13 protein-coding genes and 2 riboswitches are annotated in these 17,027 nt (G+C 69.1%); of the genes, 7 read left to right on the plus strand and 6 right to left on the minus strand.

Annotated features, from left to right (window positions below; all coding sequences use genetic code 11):
- Positions 1-21: 21 nt before the first annotated feature.
- The gene (locus IAE41_RS06425; RefSeq protein ID WP_200732503.1) at positions 22-597 is read right to left on the minus strand and encodes a DUF3106 domain-containing protein; all 576 of its coding nucleotides are present in this window, start codon (positions 595-597) and stop codon (positions 22-24) included.
- Positions 590-1,588 carry a hypothetical protein gene (locus IAE41_RS06430; RefSeq protein ID WP_200732504.1) on the minus strand — a complete coding sequence of 333 codons (999 nt, stop codon included), beginning with the start codon at positions 1,586-1,588 and terminating at the stop codon, positions 590-592. Before IAE41_RS06430 ends, IAE41_RS06425 begins: the two co-directional genes overlap by 8 nt.
- Before the next feature lie 413 nt (positions 1,589-2,001).
- On the opposite strand from IAE41_RS06430, the gene IAE41_RS06435 reads away from it, so the two are divergent.
- Entirely contained in the window at positions 2,002-4,179 is a 2,178-nt protein-coding gene (locus tag IAE41_RS06435; RefSeq protein ID WP_200732505.1) for a primosomal protein N', read from the plus strand.
- A gap of 93 nt (positions 4,180-4,272) precedes the next feature.
- Here the strand turns inward: IAE41_RS06435 and IAE41_RS06440 are convergent, their stop codons facing one another.
- On the minus strand, positions 4,273-4,893 hold the full coding sequence (locus IAE41_RS06440; protein WP_079223662.1) for a glutathione S-transferase: 621 nt from the start codon (positions 4,891-4,893) through the stop codon (positions 4,273-4,275).
- Between the two features lie 82 nt (positions 4,894-4,975).
- Entirely contained in the window at positions 4,976-5,752 is a 777-nt protein-coding gene (locus IAE41_RS06445; protein WP_079225393.1) for an NYN domain-containing protein, read from the minus strand.
- A gap of 108 nt (positions 5,753-5,860) precedes the next feature.
- Here IAE41_RS06445 and IAE41_RS06450 point away from each other — a divergent pair, with 108 nt between their 5' ends.
- Together IAE41_RS06450 and IAE41_RS06455 are read left to right on the plus strand one after the other, a co-directional pair.
- The gene (locus tag IAE41_RS06450) at positions 5,861-7,138 is read left to right on the plus strand and encodes an NAD(P)/FAD-dependent oxidoreductase (protein WP_200732506.1); all 1,278 of its coding nucleotides are present in this window, start codon (positions 5,861-5,863) and stop codon (positions 7,136-7,138) included.
- 59 nt (positions 7,139-7,197) lie between these two features.
- Positions 7,198-7,518, plus strand: a complete 321-nt coding sequence (locus tag IAE41_RS06455) for a DUF2004 domain-containing protein (protein WP_200732507.1) — start codon at positions 7,198-7,200, stop codon at positions 7,516-7,518.
- Between the two features lie 155 nt (positions 7,519-7,673).
- Here the strand turns inward: IAE41_RS06455 and IAE41_RS06460 are convergent, their stop codons facing one another.
- Both IAE41_RS06460 and IAE41_RS06465 read right to left on the minus strand, forming a co-directional pair.
- Positions 7,674-8,084 (minus strand): hypothetical protein, encoded by a 411-nt coding sequence (locus IAE41_RS06460; protein WP_200732508.1) that lies wholly within the window; start codon positions 8,082-8,084, stop codon positions 7,674-7,676.
- Between the two features lie 74 nt (positions 8,085-8,158).
- Positions 8,159-8,434, minus strand: a complete 276-nt coding sequence (locus IAE41_RS06465; RefSeq protein ID WP_200732509.1) for a GIY-YIG nuclease family protein — start codon at positions 8,432-8,434, stop codon at positions 8,159-8,161.
- A gap of 40 nt (positions 8,435-8,474) precedes the next feature.
- A riboswitch (glycine riboswitch) is annotated at positions 8,475-8,564 on the plus strand.
- A 13-nt stretch (positions 8,565-8,577) separates the two neighbouring features.
- Positions 8,578-8,681: riboswitch (glycine riboswitch) on the plus strand.
- 84 nt (positions 8,682-8,765) lie between these two features.
- On the opposite strand from IAE41_RS06465, the gene IAE41_RS06470 reads away from it, so the two are divergent.
- From IAE41_RS06470 to IAE41_RS06485, 4 genes are all read left to right on the plus strand, one after another.
- Positions 8,766-9,383 carry a trimeric intracellular cation channel family protein gene (locus IAE41_RS06470; RefSeq protein WP_200732510.1) on the plus strand — a complete coding sequence of 206 codons (618 nt, stop codon included), beginning with the start codon at positions 8,766-8,768 and terminating at the stop codon, positions 9,381-9,383.
- 308 nt (positions 9,384-9,691) lie between these two features.
- Positions 9,692-10,876 (plus strand): MdtA/MuxA family multidrug efflux RND transporter periplasmic adaptor subunit, encoded by a 1,185-nt coding sequence (locus IAE41_RS06475; protein ID WP_200732511.1) that lies wholly within the window; start codon positions 9,692-9,694, stop codon positions 10,874-10,876.
- Positions 10,873-13,950: a multidrug efflux RND transporter permease subunit gene (locus IAE41_RS06480; RefSeq protein WP_200732512.1), complete on the plus strand. Its 3,078-nt coding sequence runs from the start codon at positions 10,873-10,875 to the stop codon at positions 13,948-13,950. The genes IAE41_RS06475 and IAE41_RS06480 overlap by 4 nt, the downstream gene beginning before the upstream one ends.
- Positions 13,947-17,012, plus strand: coding sequence for an efflux RND transporter permease subunit (locus tag IAE41_RS06485; RefSeq protein WP_200732513.1), 3,066 nt, complete (start codon positions 13,947-13,949; stop codon positions 17,010-17,012). The genes IAE41_RS06480 and IAE41_RS06485 overlap by 4 nt, the downstream gene beginning before the upstream one ends.
- The last annotated feature ends 15 nt before the right edge of the window (positions 17,013-17,027 follow it).

A 17,027-nucleotide genomic window follows, 5' to 3' on the forward strand; every position in this document is an offset into this window, starting at 1 on the left:
ATCGTCGACCAACGGTCGACGCTACTGGCCGGCCTGGCGCTTCAGCCAGGCGTCGCGCTCGGCCGCCGGCACGGCGAGGAAGGCGCTGCGCACGGCGTCGCGTTCCTGCGGCGGAGTGCGCTGGGCCACCAGCGTCAATTGCGTCAACTGCGCGGGACTGAGCTGGCGCAGCGCGGCCAACGCCGCCTCGCGCTGCTCCGGCGGCACCAGGCCGAACAGGCCGTGCAGCTTGGGGAACTGCATGCCCAGCTGCGGCCCCAGCCGCCAGCCATCGCGGAAGGTCTGGTCCTGGGCCTGGAACTGCTCGCGCAGGCGCTGCTGCTGTTCGGCCGGCAGCGCGGCAAAGCGGGCGGCCGCCTGGCGGATGCGTTCGCGCTCGCCCTCCGGCAGTGCCTTCCACGAGGCGTAATCGGCACGACGCTGGCGCTGCTGCTCCGGGCTGAGCTGGGCAAAGGCAGCAGGCGAGCGCGTATCGGCCATCGATGCCGGCGTTGCGCCCGCTGGTGCGGGCGGCAGCGGAACCTCCAGCGAAGGCGGCGCGGCCGCCAGTGACAGCGGCAGGGCCAGCAGCATGCTGGCAAACAGGAATTTATTCATCGGCAGCAGCGGTTTCCAGCGCGGCACCGACCGGCTCGGGGCGGGTCGGCTTGGGTTCGGATTCATCCACGGGCAGCGGGCCGCCTGCAGCGCTCCACGCATACAGGTCGGCATCGGCGGCCAGCGGGTAGTCGCGGTCGGCCAGCATGGCGGCGTCCTCGGCCGCGTTGCCATCGGCGGCAGGGGTCGGCTGCACCTCGCTGGCCGGCAGGGCTTCAACGGTGACCGGACCGGACTCGGCGACCACGCCTTCCGGCAGCGGTGCATCGCTGGCCGTGGCGTGATGCTGCCAGTACCGCCAGCCAAGGGCGGCCGCCAGCAGCACCACCACCGTCGCCAGCAGGATGACCGGGCCGCGCCAGCGCGGCGCACCGTTGCTGGCGCGGCGGCGCTTGGGCGTGGCGCGCTCGTCGCGCTCCGGCGTGCGCCAGCTGGCGGTGGGGGCCTGGTTGTTCGCAGCCGGTGCAGCAGGCTGCTGCAGCTGCTGCAGGCGCTTGGCCGGCAGATCGCGGATGCGCAGCTGCACCTGCTCGGCCAGGCCACGCCAGGCGGCGGCATCAGGCTGGCCATGGGCATCGCGCGGGCAGGCGGCAGCCAGCAGCTGCTGGTAGCCCTCCTCATCGATGTCCAGCACGCGGGTGGCGATGCCTTCATCCAGGCTGCCGCCGACCCGCAGCAGCAGGGCCAGGCGCGGCAGCGGCGGCATGTCGCCCAGCGCGGCCAGCGACGGCGGCCATTGCCCGGCGGCCGGCTCACGCAGGGCCTGGCGCTGGCCCAGCAGGGTCCAGAAGCGGGTCGGCCACTGCGCCATCGGCAGGTCACTGGCCACGGCGGAGAAGGCGCGCATCACCGCGACCAGGGTCTGCTCGGCGCGGGCGGGGTCACCGCACTGCAGCTCGGCAACCACCAGCGCGCGGCGCTCGACGCCACGCAGGAACGCCGACAGCGCGCCGGCCGCGGTCGAGGAAACAGGGGCGGGCACAGCCGTCATCGGTTACTCCAAAGGTCTGACGGCATGATAGCGGCAGCCCGTCGGCGGCCGGCAGGACTTGCGCCCACGGGCACTTCGTGCTGCAGGTTGTGCACAGCATCAATGCGGTCCCCGGCCGATTCGTCGTGAAGCCGCGGATTCACCTTGTTTCAGCAATGTTTCACAATCAACTTATTGATTTTCATACTGTTTTAGTATGGCTATTTTTTGACCAACCCGAGTGTAAAGCCGTCGCCATCGGCCTCACGCGCGCCCGCCGACCGGTAACGCACAACGTTATCCACAGAAGATGTGGATAAGACTGAATCTCTAATAGCCACCGATATTTAGGTGACATTTATGATTCACCGGCAGGCGCGGGCGACGCCATCGCCTCTGCCATCGGCCCCCGCCCTGCCCGTTACACTGCCCCGATGCTCGCCCCCATCCCGACCCTGCAGGTCGCCCTGCCCGTCCCGCTGCCGCGCCTGTTCGACTACCTGCCACCGGAAGGCCCGGGCCCGGCCATGCCGGTCGGCTGCCGCCTGAAGGTGCCGTTCGGCAACCGCGAGCTGGTGGGGACGGTGGCCGGGCACGGCCAGGTGGACGACGGCCAGGGCCTGCGCCAGGCACTGGCCTGGTGCGACCCGCAGCCGCTGCTGCAGGGTGAGCTGTGGCAGAGCCTGCAGTGGCTGGCCCGCTACACCCATTCACCCTTGGGCGAAGTGGTGAACACCGCCCTGCCCGGCCCGCTGCGGCACGGCGAGGCCCTGCCCGACACCCATCACTGGGGCTGGCAGCTGACCGCCGCCGGCCAGGCCCAGCGCGAAAAGCTGCGCGCCGGCACCCGCCCGCGGCAACTGGCCGAACTGCTGGGCGAGGCCGTAGTCGATGAAGACGTGCTGGGCGCGCGCATGGACGACTGGCGCACCGCCGCGCGCAGCCTGGCCAAGCGCGAACTGGCCGAGCGCGTGGCCCTGAGCGTGGCGCCGCAGCATGCGCAGCCGCTGCCCGGCCCCACCCTGAACCCGGAGCAGGCCGAGGCCGTGGCGGCGATCACCGCCGCCGAGGGTTTCCACGCCTTCCTGCTGGACGGGGTGACCGGCAGCGGCAAGACCGAGGTCTACCTGCAGGCCATCATCCACTGCCTGGCGCAGGGGAAGCAGGCGCTGGTGCTGGTGCCGGAAATCGGCCTGACCCCGCAGACCCTGGCGCGCTTCCGCGGCCGCCTCGGCATCGCGGTGCATGCGCTGCATTCGGGCTTGAACGACAACGAGCGCGCACGCGTCTGGGCCGCTGCTTCGCGCGGCGAAGCACGGGTGATCGTCGGCACCCGCTCGGCGGTATTCACTCCGCTGCCGCAGGCCGGCCTGCTGATCGTCGACGAGGAACACGACGGCAGCTACAAGCAGCAGGACGGCATCCGCTACCACGCCCGCGATTTCGCCCTGGTGCGGGCCAAGGCGCTGGGCATTCCGGTGCTGCTGGGCAGCGCCACGCCGTCGCTGGAAACCCTGCACAACGCCTATGCCGGCCGCTACACGCACCTGCGCCTGAAGCAGCGCGCCGGTGATGCACGGCCACCGCGCGTGCGCATCCTCGATGTGCGCAAGCGGCCGCTGCACGATGGGCTCTCTGCCGACGTGCTGGCCGGTATCGGCGAACACCTGCAGCGCGGCCAGCAGGTGCTGGTGTTCAAGAACCGCCGCGGCTATGCACCGGTGCTGCTGTGCCATGACTGCGGCTGGACCGCGCCCTGCCAGCGTTGCGATGCGCCGATGACCGTGCACGGCGGCGGCCGTCGCCTGCAATGCCACCACTGCGGTGCGCGGCAGCCGGCGCCGCTGGCCTGCCCGGCCTGTGCCAGCCTCGCGCTGCAGCCGCAGGGCATCGGTACCGAACGCCTGGAAGAGCACCTGGTCAGCGCCTTCGCCGATTACCCGGTGGTGCGCATCGACCGCGGCACCACCTCGCGCCGCGATGCCCTGGAACAGCAGCTGGCGAAGCTGGGCGACCAGCCCGGCATCCTGGTCGGCACGCAGATCCTGGCCAAGGGCCACGACCTGCCCAAGCTGACCCTGGTGGTGGTGGTGGGCATCGACGAAGGCCTGTTCTCGGCCGACTTCCGCGCCAGCGAGAAGCTGGCCCAGCAGTTGATCCAGGTGGCCGGCCGTGCCGGTCGCGCGCGCGACCCCGGCGAAGTCTGGCTGCAGACCCATCACCCGGGGCATCCGTTGCTGGAAACCCTGGTGAGCGGTGGCTACCACCCGTTCGCGCAGGCCGAATTGAACCAGCGCCAGGCCGCAGGCTTCCCGCCCTTCGCGCACCTGGCCCTGATGCGTGCCGAAGCCCAGCAGGTGGAGCATGCCAATGCGTTCCTGCTGGCGGCGCGGCAGCTGCTGGGCGAACAGAACGTGGTGGAAGCCTATGGGCCGATGCCGGCGCCGATGCCGCGCCGCGCCGGTTACCAGCGCACGCAGCTGCTGCTGTCGGCCATGCAGCGGCCACCGCTGCACGGCGTGCTGGCACAGCTGGTGCCGCAGCTGTATGCGCTGCCGGAGGCACGCAAGGTGCGCTGGTCGCTGGATGTGGATCCGACGGACCTGTATTGAAGGTCCTGCCCGATGCTGCGTAGAGTCGAGCTTGCTCGACTGCCTCATGCAGAAGCAGTCGAGCAAGCTCGACTCTACCAACGGCCCTGCCGCTTACGTCAGCGGCGACATCACGCCGCGCTGGTAGGCGGGGCGCTCGCGCAGGCGGGCATACCAGTCGGCCAGGTGCGGCAGCTCCGGGCGCTGGATCGGCAGTTCGTACCAGGCGTAGATCAACGAACCCAGCGGGATGTCGCCCATCGCGAATTTCTCGCCCGACAGCCACGGCTGGTTGGCCAGGGTCGCATCGGCCATCGCCAGGTAATCACCGGCGCGCACGATGGCGGCGCTGATGCGTGCTTCATCACGGTCGGCCGGCGCGGTGCGCATGATGCCCCAGATCAGTTCGGAGTACAGCGCGGCCATCCGCGAGGTGCTCCAGTCCATCCACTTCTCGGCCTGCGCGCGTTCCATCGCGTCTTCGGCGTACAGCGTGCCCAGCGAATAGCGCGCGCTCAGGTAGCGCACGATGGTGTTCGATTCCCACAGCGGCAGGCCGTGGTCTTCGATCACCGGCACCAGGCTGTTGGGGTTCATCGCCACGTATTCGGCCGACTGCGTGCCGCCATGGCTGCCGCCCACTTCAATGGATTCATACGGCAGGCCGATTTCCTCGGCGCACCACAGCACCTTGCGGACGTTGCTGGAATTACGGCGGCCCCAGATCTTCAACATTGCGGTTTTCCTTGCCTGCAGCGGTGCGCCACGGTGGCGCGGAGCCGCTACGATACGCCCATCAAACGCGATGCGCGTGGCATCACCGGTTCTTCTTCGGCAGCGCGCGCACGTAGGACGATTTGCCGTCCTTCTTCAGCTCGAACAGGCCGATGGCCGCCAGCAGGTCGCTCAGCTTGCCGTAGCCATAGTTGCGCGGGTCGAACGAGGCCTGGTTGCCGATCTGGCTGCCGACCGGACCCAGGTGCGACCAGCCATCCTCGCCCTCGGCGGCCGACACCGCACGCCGCAGCATCTTCACCAGGCGCGTGTCGTTGCGCAGTTCCGCGCTGTTCTTGCGCGGGCGCACCTCGTCGCTGGCCACCTGCCCGCTGGGCGCCTGCTCTGCCCCGGCCTCGGCATCGGGAACACTGGCATGGGTCTGGCCCAGCGCTTCCAGGTAAGTGAACTTGGAGCAGGCGTTGACGAACGGCTCGGGCGTCTTCTTCTCGCCGAAGCCATACACTTTCACGCCGTCGGTCAGCAGGCGCATCACCATCGGGGTGAAGTCGGCATCGCTGGAAACGATGGCGAAGCCATCAAGATTGCGCGCGTACAGCAGGTCCATCGCATCGATGACCATGGCCATGTCAGAGGCGTTCTTGCCCTTGCTGTAGGCAAACTGCTGGATCGGGCGGATGGCGTACTCGTGCAGCACCGATTCCCAGCCCTTCAGGCGCGGGCTCTTCCAGTTGCCATAGGCGCGGCGCACGTTGGCCACGCCGTAGCGGGCCACCTCGGCCAGGACTTCGTCGATCTTCGATGCCGGCGCATTGTCGGCGTCGATCAACAGGGCGATGCGCTTTTCCGGTTCGGACATGATTTCCTCGGTGGGCTGCAGGCTGAGCGGAGTATCGCCCATGGCCACTGCCGGCCATGTGACGTGCGATGATGCAGGGCGACATCCATCCCCCTCTGGAGTACGTCGATGCGCCGCGAACCAGTCCCCCACCTGGTCATCATCGGCGGCGGTTTTGCGGGCCTCTGGGCCACCCGGGCCCTGGCCCGCGAGAAGATCAGGATCACCCTGCTCGACCGCCGCAACCACCACCTGTTCCAACCCCTGCTATACCAGGTCGCCACCGCCGGCCTGTCCGCCCCCGATATCGCCGCGCCGCTGCGGCATATCCTCGGCCACCAGCGCAACGTGGAAGTGCGCCTGGGCGAGGTCGTCGCCATCGACAAGGCCGCCCGCCAGGTGCAGCTGGCCGACGGCAGCACCCTGGGCTACGACAGCCTGCTGCTGGCCACCGGCGCCACCCACGCCTACTTCGGCAACGACCAGTGGGCGGCCGATGCGCCGGGCCTGAAGACCCTGGACGATGCCATCGCCCTGCGCCGCAAGCTGCTGCTGGCCTTCGAACGTGCCGAGGCCGAACCGGACCCGGCGAAGAAGGCCGCCTGGCTGAGTTTCGCCGTGGTCGGCGGCGGCCCCACCGGCGTCGAACTGGCCGGCACCCTGGCCGAGATCGCCCGCCACACCCTGCGCAATGAATTCCGCCACATCGACCCGGCCAGCGCCAAGGTGCGCCTGGTCGAGGCCGGCCCGCGCGTGCTGTCCTCCTTCCCCGAGGTGCTTTCGCTGAAAGCCCGCCGGCAGCTGGAAAAGCTGGGCGTGGAAGTGCTGACCGGCACCCCGGTGAGCGACATCGACAGCCAGGGCTTCACGCTGGGCGAGCAGTTCGTGCCCGCACGCACCGTGGTCTGGGCCGCAGGCGTGGCCGCCTCGCCGCTGGCGCGCACGCTGGACGTGCCGCTGGACCGCGCCGGCCGCGTGCTGGTGCAGCCTGACCTGACCCTGCCCGGCCACCCCGAACTGTTCGTGGCCGGCGACCTGGCCGCGGTGAACCAGGCCAACGGCAAGCCGGTGCCCGGCGTTGCGCCGGCCGCCAAGCAGATGGGCAAGTACGTGGCCGATGCCATCCGCGCGCGCCTGCATGGCAAGCCGGCACCGGCGCCGTTCAAATACGCCGACTACGGCAACCTGGCCACCATCGGCCGCATGGCCGCCATCGTGCATCTGGGCAAGCTGCAGCTGTCGGGCATCCTCGCCTGGTGGTTCTGGCTGGCCGCGCACGTGTTCTTCCTCATCGGCTTCCGCAACCGCGTGGTGGTGCTGCTGAACTGGGCGGTGGCGTACTGGAGCTACCAGCGCAGCGCGCGCATCATTTTTGGTGATGACCAGGAAGACCGACGGCCTCGGTAGATCCACGCCATGCGTGGATGATTGAACCCCGCCTCCCAATCACTACTCAAAGGAATGCCATGACCACCCCTACCGCCCAGCAGAAACGTGCACGCTCCGCCCTTGAACAGTTGCTGGGCACCGAAGAAGGTGAGGACAGCGTCGACCTGTTCGTCCAGCATCATCTGGACGAGATCGAAGCCGATTACTGGAACGCGCAACTGGGCACGGCCACGCCGGCGGCCGGCGCGGTGCTGGGCCTGCTGCAGCCGCGCGAGCCGTGGGAAGACGAGGGTTCGGTGCACGTCGATTTCGAGCTGCCGGGTGACGTCTCGCAGTATGTGCTGAGTGTCGAACTCAATGGGGACGGCGAAGTGCTTGGCGTTTCGATGGAGAGCTGAGCACGGCGACGAGATCCACGCACGCCATGTGCAAATGAAGGTGTAGAGCCGAGCCCATGCTCGGCTCCTGAACTGCCAACGCGGCCGAGCATGGGCTCGGCTCTACGCAAGCGCGCCACATGGGCCGGAGGGCGTCATCCACGCATCGCGTGGATCTACATCAGGCCCATTTCATCGGCGCCCATCTGCATGTACATGAACGCGGCGGCTTCGTCGGACATCGGCTGACCCTGCGGGAAGCTGTCGAGCCAGGCGGTGATGCGCGCATGGCGATCCTTCAACGCATCGCCCATTGCCTGTTTCTCCGCTGCGGTCGCACGCGCCTGCATCTCCTCACGCAGCAGGTCATCGCCGATGCCCCATTTTTCGGCCAGCGGAATCAGGTCGACCAGATCAGGCGGCACCCGGTCGCGGCGCAGGTGGATGGGCTCGGGCGTGGCCGGGCCACGCTGCGCGGCCAGCTCCGCGGCGCTGCCGATCTGCCCGTGCTGCAGCGGCGGCGGGGTCTGGGCGCAGGCCGGCAGGGCGGTACCGAGGGTCAACAGCAGCATCCAGCAGGTCTTCATCGAACCGCTTCCTGTGTCGATGGCTGTGGCGATCATGGCATGGCCGGATGTCCCCATCCACGCATGGCGTGGATCTACGGGACGGCCTCGGCCGGGGCCTGCAGCCAGGCCAGCTTGCGTTCGCGTGGCTGCTGCTTGAGCTGCCACTCGGCGCGGGAGGCGGCCGCACGGTCCGGGTACTCACGCACGGCCAGCACGCGCAGCGGCGGCCGGGCCCGGGTGTAGCGGGCGCCCTTGCCAGCCTGGTGGGCGGCGAAACGGGCGGCCACATCGGTGCTGATGCCGGCGTAATAGCTGCCGTCCCGGCATTCAAGCAGGTACAGGAACCACGGGCGGAGTGACGGGGCCATGCCCGGATTATGCCGTGCTGCACTGCAGCGGATATACTGGCGCCCGAATGCAGGAGAGAGGCGCCACGCTGGCGCCCGCCGAAGGCGCAGGCTCCCATGATCGCTCAGGCCGGTGGGCTGGAATCCCACCAACCATGCATTCGACTCGCCGAGCTGGAGAGAGGTCACCGGGCACGCCCGGGACGATCCGCCGAAGGGGCACGCGGCCTGCGCCGCTGAACTCTCAGGCAAAAGGACAGCGGGAGCGGCACCGGTCATCGTCATCCCGTCATTGCGCAGGCAGTGGCGGTATACGCGCATGGCCGGCCCCACCGCGCCCGGAGCCTGTCCCATGCTGCTGTCCATCATCTATCTCGTTGCCATTTCCGCCGAAGCCATGACCGGTGCGCTGTCCGCCGGCCGCCGCCGCATGGACCTGTTCGGCGTGGTCATGATCGCCTGCGTCACCGCCCTTGGCGGCGGTTCGCTGCGCGACATCCTGCTCGGCCACTACCCGCTGGGCTGGGTGAAGCACCCCGAGTACCTCGGCTTCACCGTGTGCGCCGCGCTGATCGCCACCTGGGTGGCGCGCTGGATGCACCATTTCCGCCGCACCTTCCTGGTGCTCGATGGCCTGGGCCTGATCGCCTTCACCCTGATCGGCTGCTCGATCGCGCGCGAGGCCGGCCATGCCATGCCCATCGTGCTGATCGCCGGCATGCTCACCGGTGCCTTCGGCGGCGTGCTGCGCGACATCCTCTGCAACGAGGTGCCGCTGATCTTCCAGAAGGAGCTGTACGCGATCATTTCGCTGCTGACCGGCGCGGTGTACCTGTTGCTGCTGCGCTGGGGCGTGGCCGATGCGACGGCCATCCTGTGCTGCCTGGCCGGTGGCTTCGCACTGCGCCTGCTGGCGATCCATTACCGCTGGGAAATGCCCAAGTTCGTGTACCACGACGAAGTGCATTGAGTGCGTCCGCCGGGCGTGGCCCGGCGCTACCGATGACCATGCGCTGTTCGTAGCGTCGAGCTTGCTCGACGGCTCCTGACTACGGCAGTCGAGCAAGCTCGACTCTACAAGAGCGGTCGGGCATGACCTTGGTCATGCGGCATTCGTGGGTCTGATTGGCTACCATTGACGCCCCGTCGCTCGCGCGGCGGCATCCAGCCACACCGCGTCGCGGTCCCGCCAGACACTCCCCTCCCCCGTTGCCCGCTGCGCATGATGCGCGACCGGGCGTACATGTCCCTGCGCGTGCGCAGGGCGCAGGATGCCCCATGTCCGCTGTTGAGCCGTCCCGTAGCACCCCGCCCCGTTCCCGCCGCTGGTGGGCGATTCCCGTCGTCATCATCGTGGCCGGTCTGGTGGCCTGGTGGGCATGGCCGCGCGCCGAGGCAACCGCAGACGCAGGCCCGGGCAAGACCGTGCCGGTGCGCGTGGCCCGCGCCAGCGCCGAACCCCTGCAGCTGCGCCTGAAGGCCGTCGGCACCGTCACCCCGCTGCACAGCGTGGTGGTGCGCAGCCGCGTCGATGGCGAACTGCTGCGCCTGCATTTCCAGGAAGGCCAGCAGGTGAAGGCCGGCGACCTGCTCGCGCAGATCGACCCGCGCCCGTATGAAGTGAAGCTGGCGCAGGCGCAGGGCACCCAGCAGCAGAACCTGGCCGAACTCGAGAACGCCGAGCGCCAGCTGCAGCGCTACCGCGAACTGCAGAAGCAGAACTACGTATCCGGGCAGGAACTGAGCGACCAGCAGAGCAAGGTGCGGCAGCTGCAGGGCCGCCGCATCAGCGACCAGGCCTCGGTGGATGAGGCAAGACTGCAGCTGCAGTACACCCGCATCACTGCGCCGGTCAGTGGCCGCGTCGGCCTGCGCCGGCTGGATGTCGGCAACCTGGTGCACGCCAGCGATACCGAAGGCCTGGTGACCCTGGCGCAGACCGCGCCGATCAGCGTGCTGTTCACCGTGCCCGAACCCGAACTGCCGGCCCTGCTCGATGCCGTGCAGGCACAGGCCGGCCTGCCGGTGGAAGCCTGGGACCGCGGCGAAAGCAAGGCGCTTGCACAGGGCACGCTGTCCAGCGTCGACAACCGCATCGACACCGCTACCGGCACGCTGAAGCTGCGCGCGCAGTTCGACAACGCGGGCCTGGCCCTGTTCCCCAACCAGTTCGTCAACGTGCGCCTGCAGCTGGGCGAACAGCCAGCGCTGCTGATTCCCGATGCCGCCGTGCAGTTCGGCAGCCAGGGCAACTACGTGCACATCGTCGACAAGGACAACAAGGCGCAGCGCCGCACCGTGGTGCTGGGGCCGGCCGATGAGGGCCGCGTGGCCGTGCGCTCCGGCCTGCAGGCCGGCGACCAGGTGGTGATCGAAGGCATCGACGGCCTGGAAGATGGCACCGCGGTGGAAATCGTGGCCGAACCCGCTGCCACGACGAAGGCGGCCAAGGCCGGCGCATGAACCTGTCGCGCCCGTTCATCCTGCGCCCGGTCGCCACCACCCTGCTGATGGTGGCGCTGCTGCTGTCGGGCGTGCTGGCCTACCGCCTGCTGCCGGTGGCGGCGCTGCCGCAGGTCGATTACCCGATCATCCAGATCACCACGCTGTACCCCGGCGCCAGCCCGGAACTGACCACGCGCACGATCACCGCGCCACTGGAACGCCAGCTCGGGCAGATTCCCGGCCTGAAGCAGCTGTCCTCCACCAGCTCCGGGGGTGCCTCGGTCATCACCCTGCAGTTCGGCCTGGACGTATCGCTGGGCGTGGCCGAGCAGGACGTGCAGGCGGCGATCAATGCGGCCGGCAGCTTCCTGCCCGGCGATCTGCCGGTGCCGCCGGTGTACCGCAAGGTCAATCCGGCCGACACGCCCATCCTCACCCTGGCGGTGACCTCGCAGGCACTTGCGCTGCCGCAGGTGCACGACCTGGTGGATACCCGCATCGCGCAGCGCCTGGCGCAGCTGCCCGGCGTCGGCCTGGTCAGCCTGGCCGGTGGCCAGCGCCCCGCTGTGCGCATCCAGGTGAATCCGGCCGCACTGGCTGCCAACGGCCTGGGCATGGACCACATCCGCACCGCGATCGCGGCGGCCAACGTCAACCTGCCCAAGGGCAGTTTCGATGGCCCGATCCGCGCGGTGATGCTCGATGCCAATGACCAGATGCGCAGCGTGGAGGAGTACCGCGCGCTGGTGCTGGCCTGGCGCGAAGGCGCGCCGCTGCGGCTGGGCGACGTGGCCACCATCACCGATGGCGCCGAGAACCGCCAGCTGGCCGCCTGGAGCGGCACCACGCCGGCGGTGCTGGTGAACATCCAGCGCCAGCCCGGCGCGAACGTGATCGCCGTGGTCGAACAGGTGCGGACGCTGCTGCCGCAGCTGCAGGCCACGCTGCCGGCCGGCGTGCAGATGAACGTGCTGAGCGACCGCACCGAATCGATCCGCGCCTCCGTGCGCGGCGTGCAGAAGGAACTGGTGCTGGCCATCGGCCTGGTGGTGCTGGTCACCTGGGTGTTCCTGCGCAACCTGCCGGCCACGCTCATTCCCAGCGTCGCGGTGCCGCTGTCGCTCATCGGCACCTTCGCGGTGATGCTGCTGGCCGGCTATTCGCTCAACAACCTCACGCTGATGGCGCTGACCATCGCCACCGGCTTCGTCGTGGACGATGCCATCGTGATGCTGGAAAACATCGCCCGCCACCTGGAAGAAGGCGAAAGCCCACGCGAAGCCGCGCTGAAGGGTGCGGCCGAGATCGGCTTCACCCTGGTCTCGCTGACCGTCTCGCTGATCGCGGTGCTGATCCCGCTGCTGTTCATGGCCGACCTGGTGGGCGCGCTGTTCCATGAGTTCGCGGTGACACTGGCGGTGGCCATCGGTATCTCGCTGCTGGTGTCGCTCACCCTGACGCCGATGCTGTGCGCGCGGTTCCTCAAGCCGCATGCGAAGACCGCGCACGCGCCGGATGTGTTCGACCGCATCATCGCCGTCTACGACCGCCAGCTGCAGTGGGTGCTGCAGCGCCAGCCGCTGATGCTGCTGGCCACCGTCGCTACGCTGGCGCTGACCGTGGCGCTGTACTTCGCCGTGCCCAAGGGCTTCTTCCCGGTGCAGGATGCCGGCCTGGTGCAGGGCATCAGCGAAGCACCGCAGGCCATCTCGTTCCAGGCCATGCGCGAGCGCCAGCAGGCGCTGGCGGCGGCCATCGAAGCGGACGAGGCGGTGGCCAGCGTGTCGTCCTACATCGGCGTGGACGGCAACAACGCCACGCTCAACACCGGCCGCCTGCTGATCGAGCTGAAGCCGCATGGCGACCGCGACGGCGCCGCCGTGGTGATGGAGCGCCTGCAGCAGCGCGTGTCGAAGATCCCCGGCATCACCCTGTACCTGCAGCCGGTGCAGGAGCTGGGCATCGAAGACCGCATCAGCCGCAACCAGTACCAGTTCACCCTCACCACGCCCGAACAGCAGACGCTGGAAACGTGGACGCCGAAGCTGCTGCAGGCCCTGCGCCAGCAGCCGGCCCTGCGCGATGTGGCCAGCGACCTGCAGATGCAGGGCCGGCAGGCGCGGGTGAACATCGACCGCGATGCGGCCGCGCGCCTGGGCGTCAGCGTGGAAGCGGTGGCCGACGCACTGTACGACGCCTACGGGCAGCGGCAGATTTCCACCATCTTCACCCAGGCCAGCCAGTACCGCGTGGTGCTGGAAGCCGATCCGTCACGCCAGCCCGGGCCCGATGCCATCAGCGGCCTGCGCGTGCGCAACAGCACCGGGCAGACCGTGCCGCTGGGCGCCGTGGCGCGGGTGGAGCTGGGGCCGGCCGCGCTGCTGCGCAACCATGTCAGCCAGTTCCCGGCGGCCACGATCTCGTTCAACCTGGCACCGGGCGCATCACTGGGCGAAGCCACCGCGGCCGTGGAAGCGGCGCGCGCGCAGATTGCGTTGCCCGACAGCGTCGAACTGCGCCTGCAGGGTGCGGCGGCGGCGTTCAGCAGTTCGCTGTCGTCCACGCTGTGGCTGATCCTGGCCGCGGTGGTGGTGATGTACATCGTGCTGGGCGTGCTCTATGAAAGCTTCGTGCACCCGATCACCATCCTGTCCACCCTGCCCTCGGCCACCGTGGGCGCGCTGGCGGCACTGTGGGTGAGCGGGCGCAGCCTGGACCTGATCGCCGTGATCGGCATCGTGCTGCTGATCGGCCTGGTGAAGAAGAACGCGATCATGATGATCGACTTCGCGCTGGACGCGCAGCGCACGCGTGGCATGACGCCACGCGAGGCGATCCACCAGGCGGCGCTGCTGCGCTTCCGTCCCATCCTGATGACCACGCTGGCCGCGCTGTTCGGCGCGGTGCCGTTGATGCTGGCCAGTGGTTCCGGCGCGGAACTGCGGCAGCCGCTGGGTTGGGTGATGGTCGGCGGCCTGCTGGTCAGCCAGGTGCTGACCCTGTTCACCACGCCGGTCATCTACCTGGCCTTCGACCGCCTGCAGCGCCGGCGCTCGGCCACCCTTGCCACGCCTGAAGAGGCGCGCGCATGAGCCCCATCGCACGCCTGGCCCAGGCCTGCGTGCAGCGACCGGTGGCGACGATCCTGCTGGCGGTGGCGCTGGTCCTGGCCGGCCTGCTGGCGCTGCGGCTGCTGCCGGTGGCACCGCTGCCGCAGGTGGATTACCCGGCCATCGAAGTCAGCGCCAGCCTGCCCGGTGCCTCGCCCGAATCGATGGCCGCCACCGTGGCCACGCCGCTGGAACGCGCCCTCGGCAGCCTGCCCGGCATCTCGCGCATCGATTCGGCCAGCACCCAGGGGCAGACCTCGGTGGAGCTGAAGTTCGTGCTCGGCCGCGACATCGACGAAGCCGCGCGCGAAGTGCAGGCGGCGATCAACCTCGCACGCGGGCAGCTGCCCAGTGGCATGCCGGGCATGCCGCAGTACCGCAAGGTGAATCCCTCGCAGGCGCCGATCCTGGCGCTGGCACTGACCTCGGACACGCTGCCGCCGGGCCAGTTGTACGACCTGGCCTCCACCGTGCTGGCGCAGAAGCTTTCGCAGGTGCCGGGCGTGGGCGAAGTGCAGGTGGGCGGCAGCGCCCTGCCGGCGGTGCGCGTGTCGCTGGACCCGAATGCGCTCAACCATGCCGGCCTGGCACTGGAAGACGTGGCCCAGGTGATCGAACGCGCCAACGCAGTGCGGCCGCTGGGTGCAGTGGGCGATGACCGCCAGCACTGGCAGCTGGAAGCACCGCTGCAGCTGCGCCAGGCCGCGCAGTACCGCGAGCTGGCAGTAAAGGTGAGCGACGACCGCACGCTGCGCCTCGGCGATGTAGCGGTGGTGGCCGACGGGGTGGAAGACCGTTATGCCAGCGGCTTCCACAACGAACGCCCGGCGGTGCTGCTGATCGTCAGCCGCCAGCCCGGCGCGAACATCATCGCCACCGTCGATGCCATCCAGGCGCAGCTGCCGCAGCTGCACGCGCTGCTGCCGTCCAACGTCGACATGCGGCTGGTGATGGACCGCTCGCCGGTCATCCGCGCCACCCTGCACGAAGCCGAGCTGACCCTGGTGCTGGCCATCGCCCTGGTGGTGCTGGTGGTTCTGGCCTTCCTGGGCCACTGGCGGGCTGCACTGGTGCCCAGCGTGGCCATTCCGGTGGTGCTGTTCGGCACGCTGGCGCTGGTCGCGTTGATGGGCTTTTCGCTCAACACGCTTTCGCTGATGGCGCTGATCGTGGCCGCGGTGCTGGTGGTGGACGATGCCATCGTGGTGCTGGAGAACATCGCGCGCCACCGCGAACTGGGCGCCGACCGCTGGCAGGCCGCAGTGCTTGGCGCGGCCGAGGTGGGCGCCACGCTGCTGTCGATGAACGTCGCGCTGGCCGTGGTATTCGTCTCCATCCTGTTCCTGGATGACTTCGTCGAGCGCCTGTTCCGCGAATTTTCGCTGACCCTGGTGGCGGCGATGAGCGTGTCGGTGGTAATTGCACTGAGCCTGGTGCCGATGCTGTGTGCGCGCCTGTTCGTCGATGACGCGCAGCACGCCTCGCGCTGGCAGCGTGGCAGCAACGCGCTGTTCGAGCGCGTGCGTGCGGCCTACCTGCGCACGCTGCAGGCCAGCCTGCGCCACCTGCGCTGGCCGCTGCTGGTCTTCGTTGCGGTCATCGCGCTCAACGCCTGGCTGTTCCAGCAGGTGCCCAAGGGCGTGGTGCCCAAGCAGGACACAGCACAGCTGCGCGGCTTCGCGCGCGGCGATGACGGGCTCTCGTTCCAGGCCATGCAGCCGAAGATCGATGCCTACCGCAAACTGCTGCTGTCCGACCCGGCCATCGAGGACATCATCGGCTATATCGGTGGCAGCAACGGCGTCAACAACGCCTTCATCATGATCAAGATGAAGCCGCTGGCCGAGCGCAAGGTGTCCAGCCAGGAGGTGATCGATCGCCTGCGCGCGCGCCTGCCCAAGCTGCCCGGCGGCAACCTGTACCTGTGGGTGGACCAGGACATCCGCCTGGAAGGGGGCGGCAGCAGCGGCCAGTACGAATTCCAGCTGCTGTCGGCGGACATGGCGCCGCTGCGCGAGTGGGCACCGAAAGTGGGCGCCGCGCTGCGCGCCCTGCCCGAGCTGGTGGACGTGGAAGCACAGGGCGAGGCCGGCATGCGCCAGGTGGTGCTGGACATCGACCGCGAAGCCGCCGCGCGCCATGGCGTGGACCTGCGCACGGTGGCCAGCATGCTCAACAATTCCTTCAGCCAGCGCCAGGTCGCCACGCTCTACGACAGCCTCAACCAGTACCGCGTGGTGATGGAACTGGACCCGAAGCACACCCAGGACCCGGGCACGCTGGCGCGCCTGCAGGTGGTGGATGGCAGCGGCCAGCGCATTCCGCTGTCCACCATCGCCAGCTGGCGCTATGGCATGGCGCCGGACCGCATCTACCACAGCGAACAGTTCGCCTCGATCTGGATCGAATTCGCACTGGCCCCGGGTGTCGGCCTGGAGCAGGCCACGCAGGCCATCAACACCGCCATGGCGAAGCTGATGCTGCCGCGCACCGTGCAGGCCAAGCTGTCCGGCGAAGCCGGTGGCCTGGACAGCCTGCGCGCGCGCCAGCTGTGGCTGGTGCTGGGCGCCACGCTGGCGGTCTACCTGGTGCTGGGCATCCTCTACGAGAGCTTCCTGCAGCCGCTGGTGATCCTGTCCACCCTGCCCTCGGCCGGCATCGGCGCACTGCTGGCGCTGTGGGTGTTCGGCAACGAACTGAACCTGATCGCCCTGCTCGGCTTGTTCCTGCTGGTGGGCGTGGTGATGAAGAACACCATCCTGCTGGTGGATTTCGCCTTGGCCGGCGAGCGCCGTGGCCTGAGCGCGCACGACGCGGTGATGGACGCGGCGCGGCTTCGCCTGCGGCCGATCCTGATGACTTCACTGGCGGCGCTGCTGGGCACGCTGCCGCTGATGCTCGCCAATGGCGAGGGCTGGGAGCTGCGGCAGCCGCTGGGCATCGCGATCGTGGGCGGGTTGCTGGTCAGCCAGTGGCTGACGCTGTACACGACGCCGGCGATGTATCTGGCGTTGGCGAGGGTGCGGAAAAAGAGCGCCATGTAGAGTCGAGCCATGCTC

Origin of the sequence: Stenotrophomonas sp. S39 (genome assembly GCF_016624665.1) — a bacterium.
Lineage (GTDB): Bacteria > Pseudomonadota > Gammaproteobacteria > Xanthomonadales > Xanthomonadaceae > Stenotrophomonas.

Excerpts from the sequence above, each read along its gene's own strand:
- IAE41_RS06450 (WP_200732506.1), top strand. The coding sequence starts at position 5,861 with ATGCGCCGCGAACCAGTCCCCCACCTGGTCATCATCGGCGGCGGTTTT.
- IAE41_RS06485 (WP_200732513.1), top strand. The coding sequence starts at position 13,947 with ATGAGCCCCATCGCACGCCTGGCCCAGGCCTGCGTGCAGCGACCGGTG.
- IAE41_RS06440 (WP_079223662.1), bottom strand. The coding sequence starts at position 4,893 with ATGTTGAAGATCTGGGGCCGCCGTAATTCCAGCAACGTCCGCAAGGTG.
- IAE41_RS06460 (WP_200732508.1), bottom strand. The coding sequence starts at position 8,084 with ATGAAGACCTGCTGGATGCTGCTGTTGACCCTCGGTACCGCCCTGCCG.
- IAE41_RS06435 (WP_200732505.1), top strand. The coding sequence starts at position 2,002 with ATGCTCGCCCCCATCCCGACCCTGCAGGTCGCCCTGCCCGTCCCGCTG.
- IAE41_RS06445 (WP_079225393.1), bottom strand. The coding sequence starts at position 5,752 with ATGTCCGAACCGGAAAAGCGCATCGCCCTGTTGATCGACGCCGACAAT.
- IAE41_RS06430 (WP_200732504.1), bottom strand. The coding sequence starts at position 1,588 with ATGACGGCTGTGCCCGCCCCTGTTTCCTCGACCGCGGCCGGCGCGCTG.
- IAE41_RS06465 (WP_200732509.1), bottom strand. The coding sequence starts at position 8,434 with ATGGCCCCGTCACTCCGCCCGTGGTTCCTGTACCTGCTTGAATGCCGG.
- IAE41_RS06475 (WP_200732511.1), top strand. The coding sequence starts at position 9,692 with ATGTCCGCTGTTGAGCCGTCCCGTAGCACCCCGCCCCGTTCCCGCCGC.
- IAE41_RS06455 (WP_200732507.1), top strand. The coding sequence starts at position 7,198 with ATGACCACCCCTACCGCCCAGCAGAAACGTGCACGCTCCGCCCTTGAA.
- IAE41_RS06480 (WP_200732512.1), top strand. The coding sequence starts at position 10,873 with ATGAACCTGTCGCGCCCGTTCATCCTGCGCCCGGTCGCCACCACCCTG.
- IAE41_RS06470 (WP_200732510.1), top strand. The coding sequence starts at position 8,766 with ATGCTGCTGTCCATCATCTATCTCGTTGCCATTTCCGCCGAAGCCATG.
- IAE41_RS06425 (WP_200732503.1), bottom strand. The coding sequence starts at position 597 with ATGAATAAATTCCTGTTTGCCAGCATGCTGCTGGCCCTGCCGCTGTCA.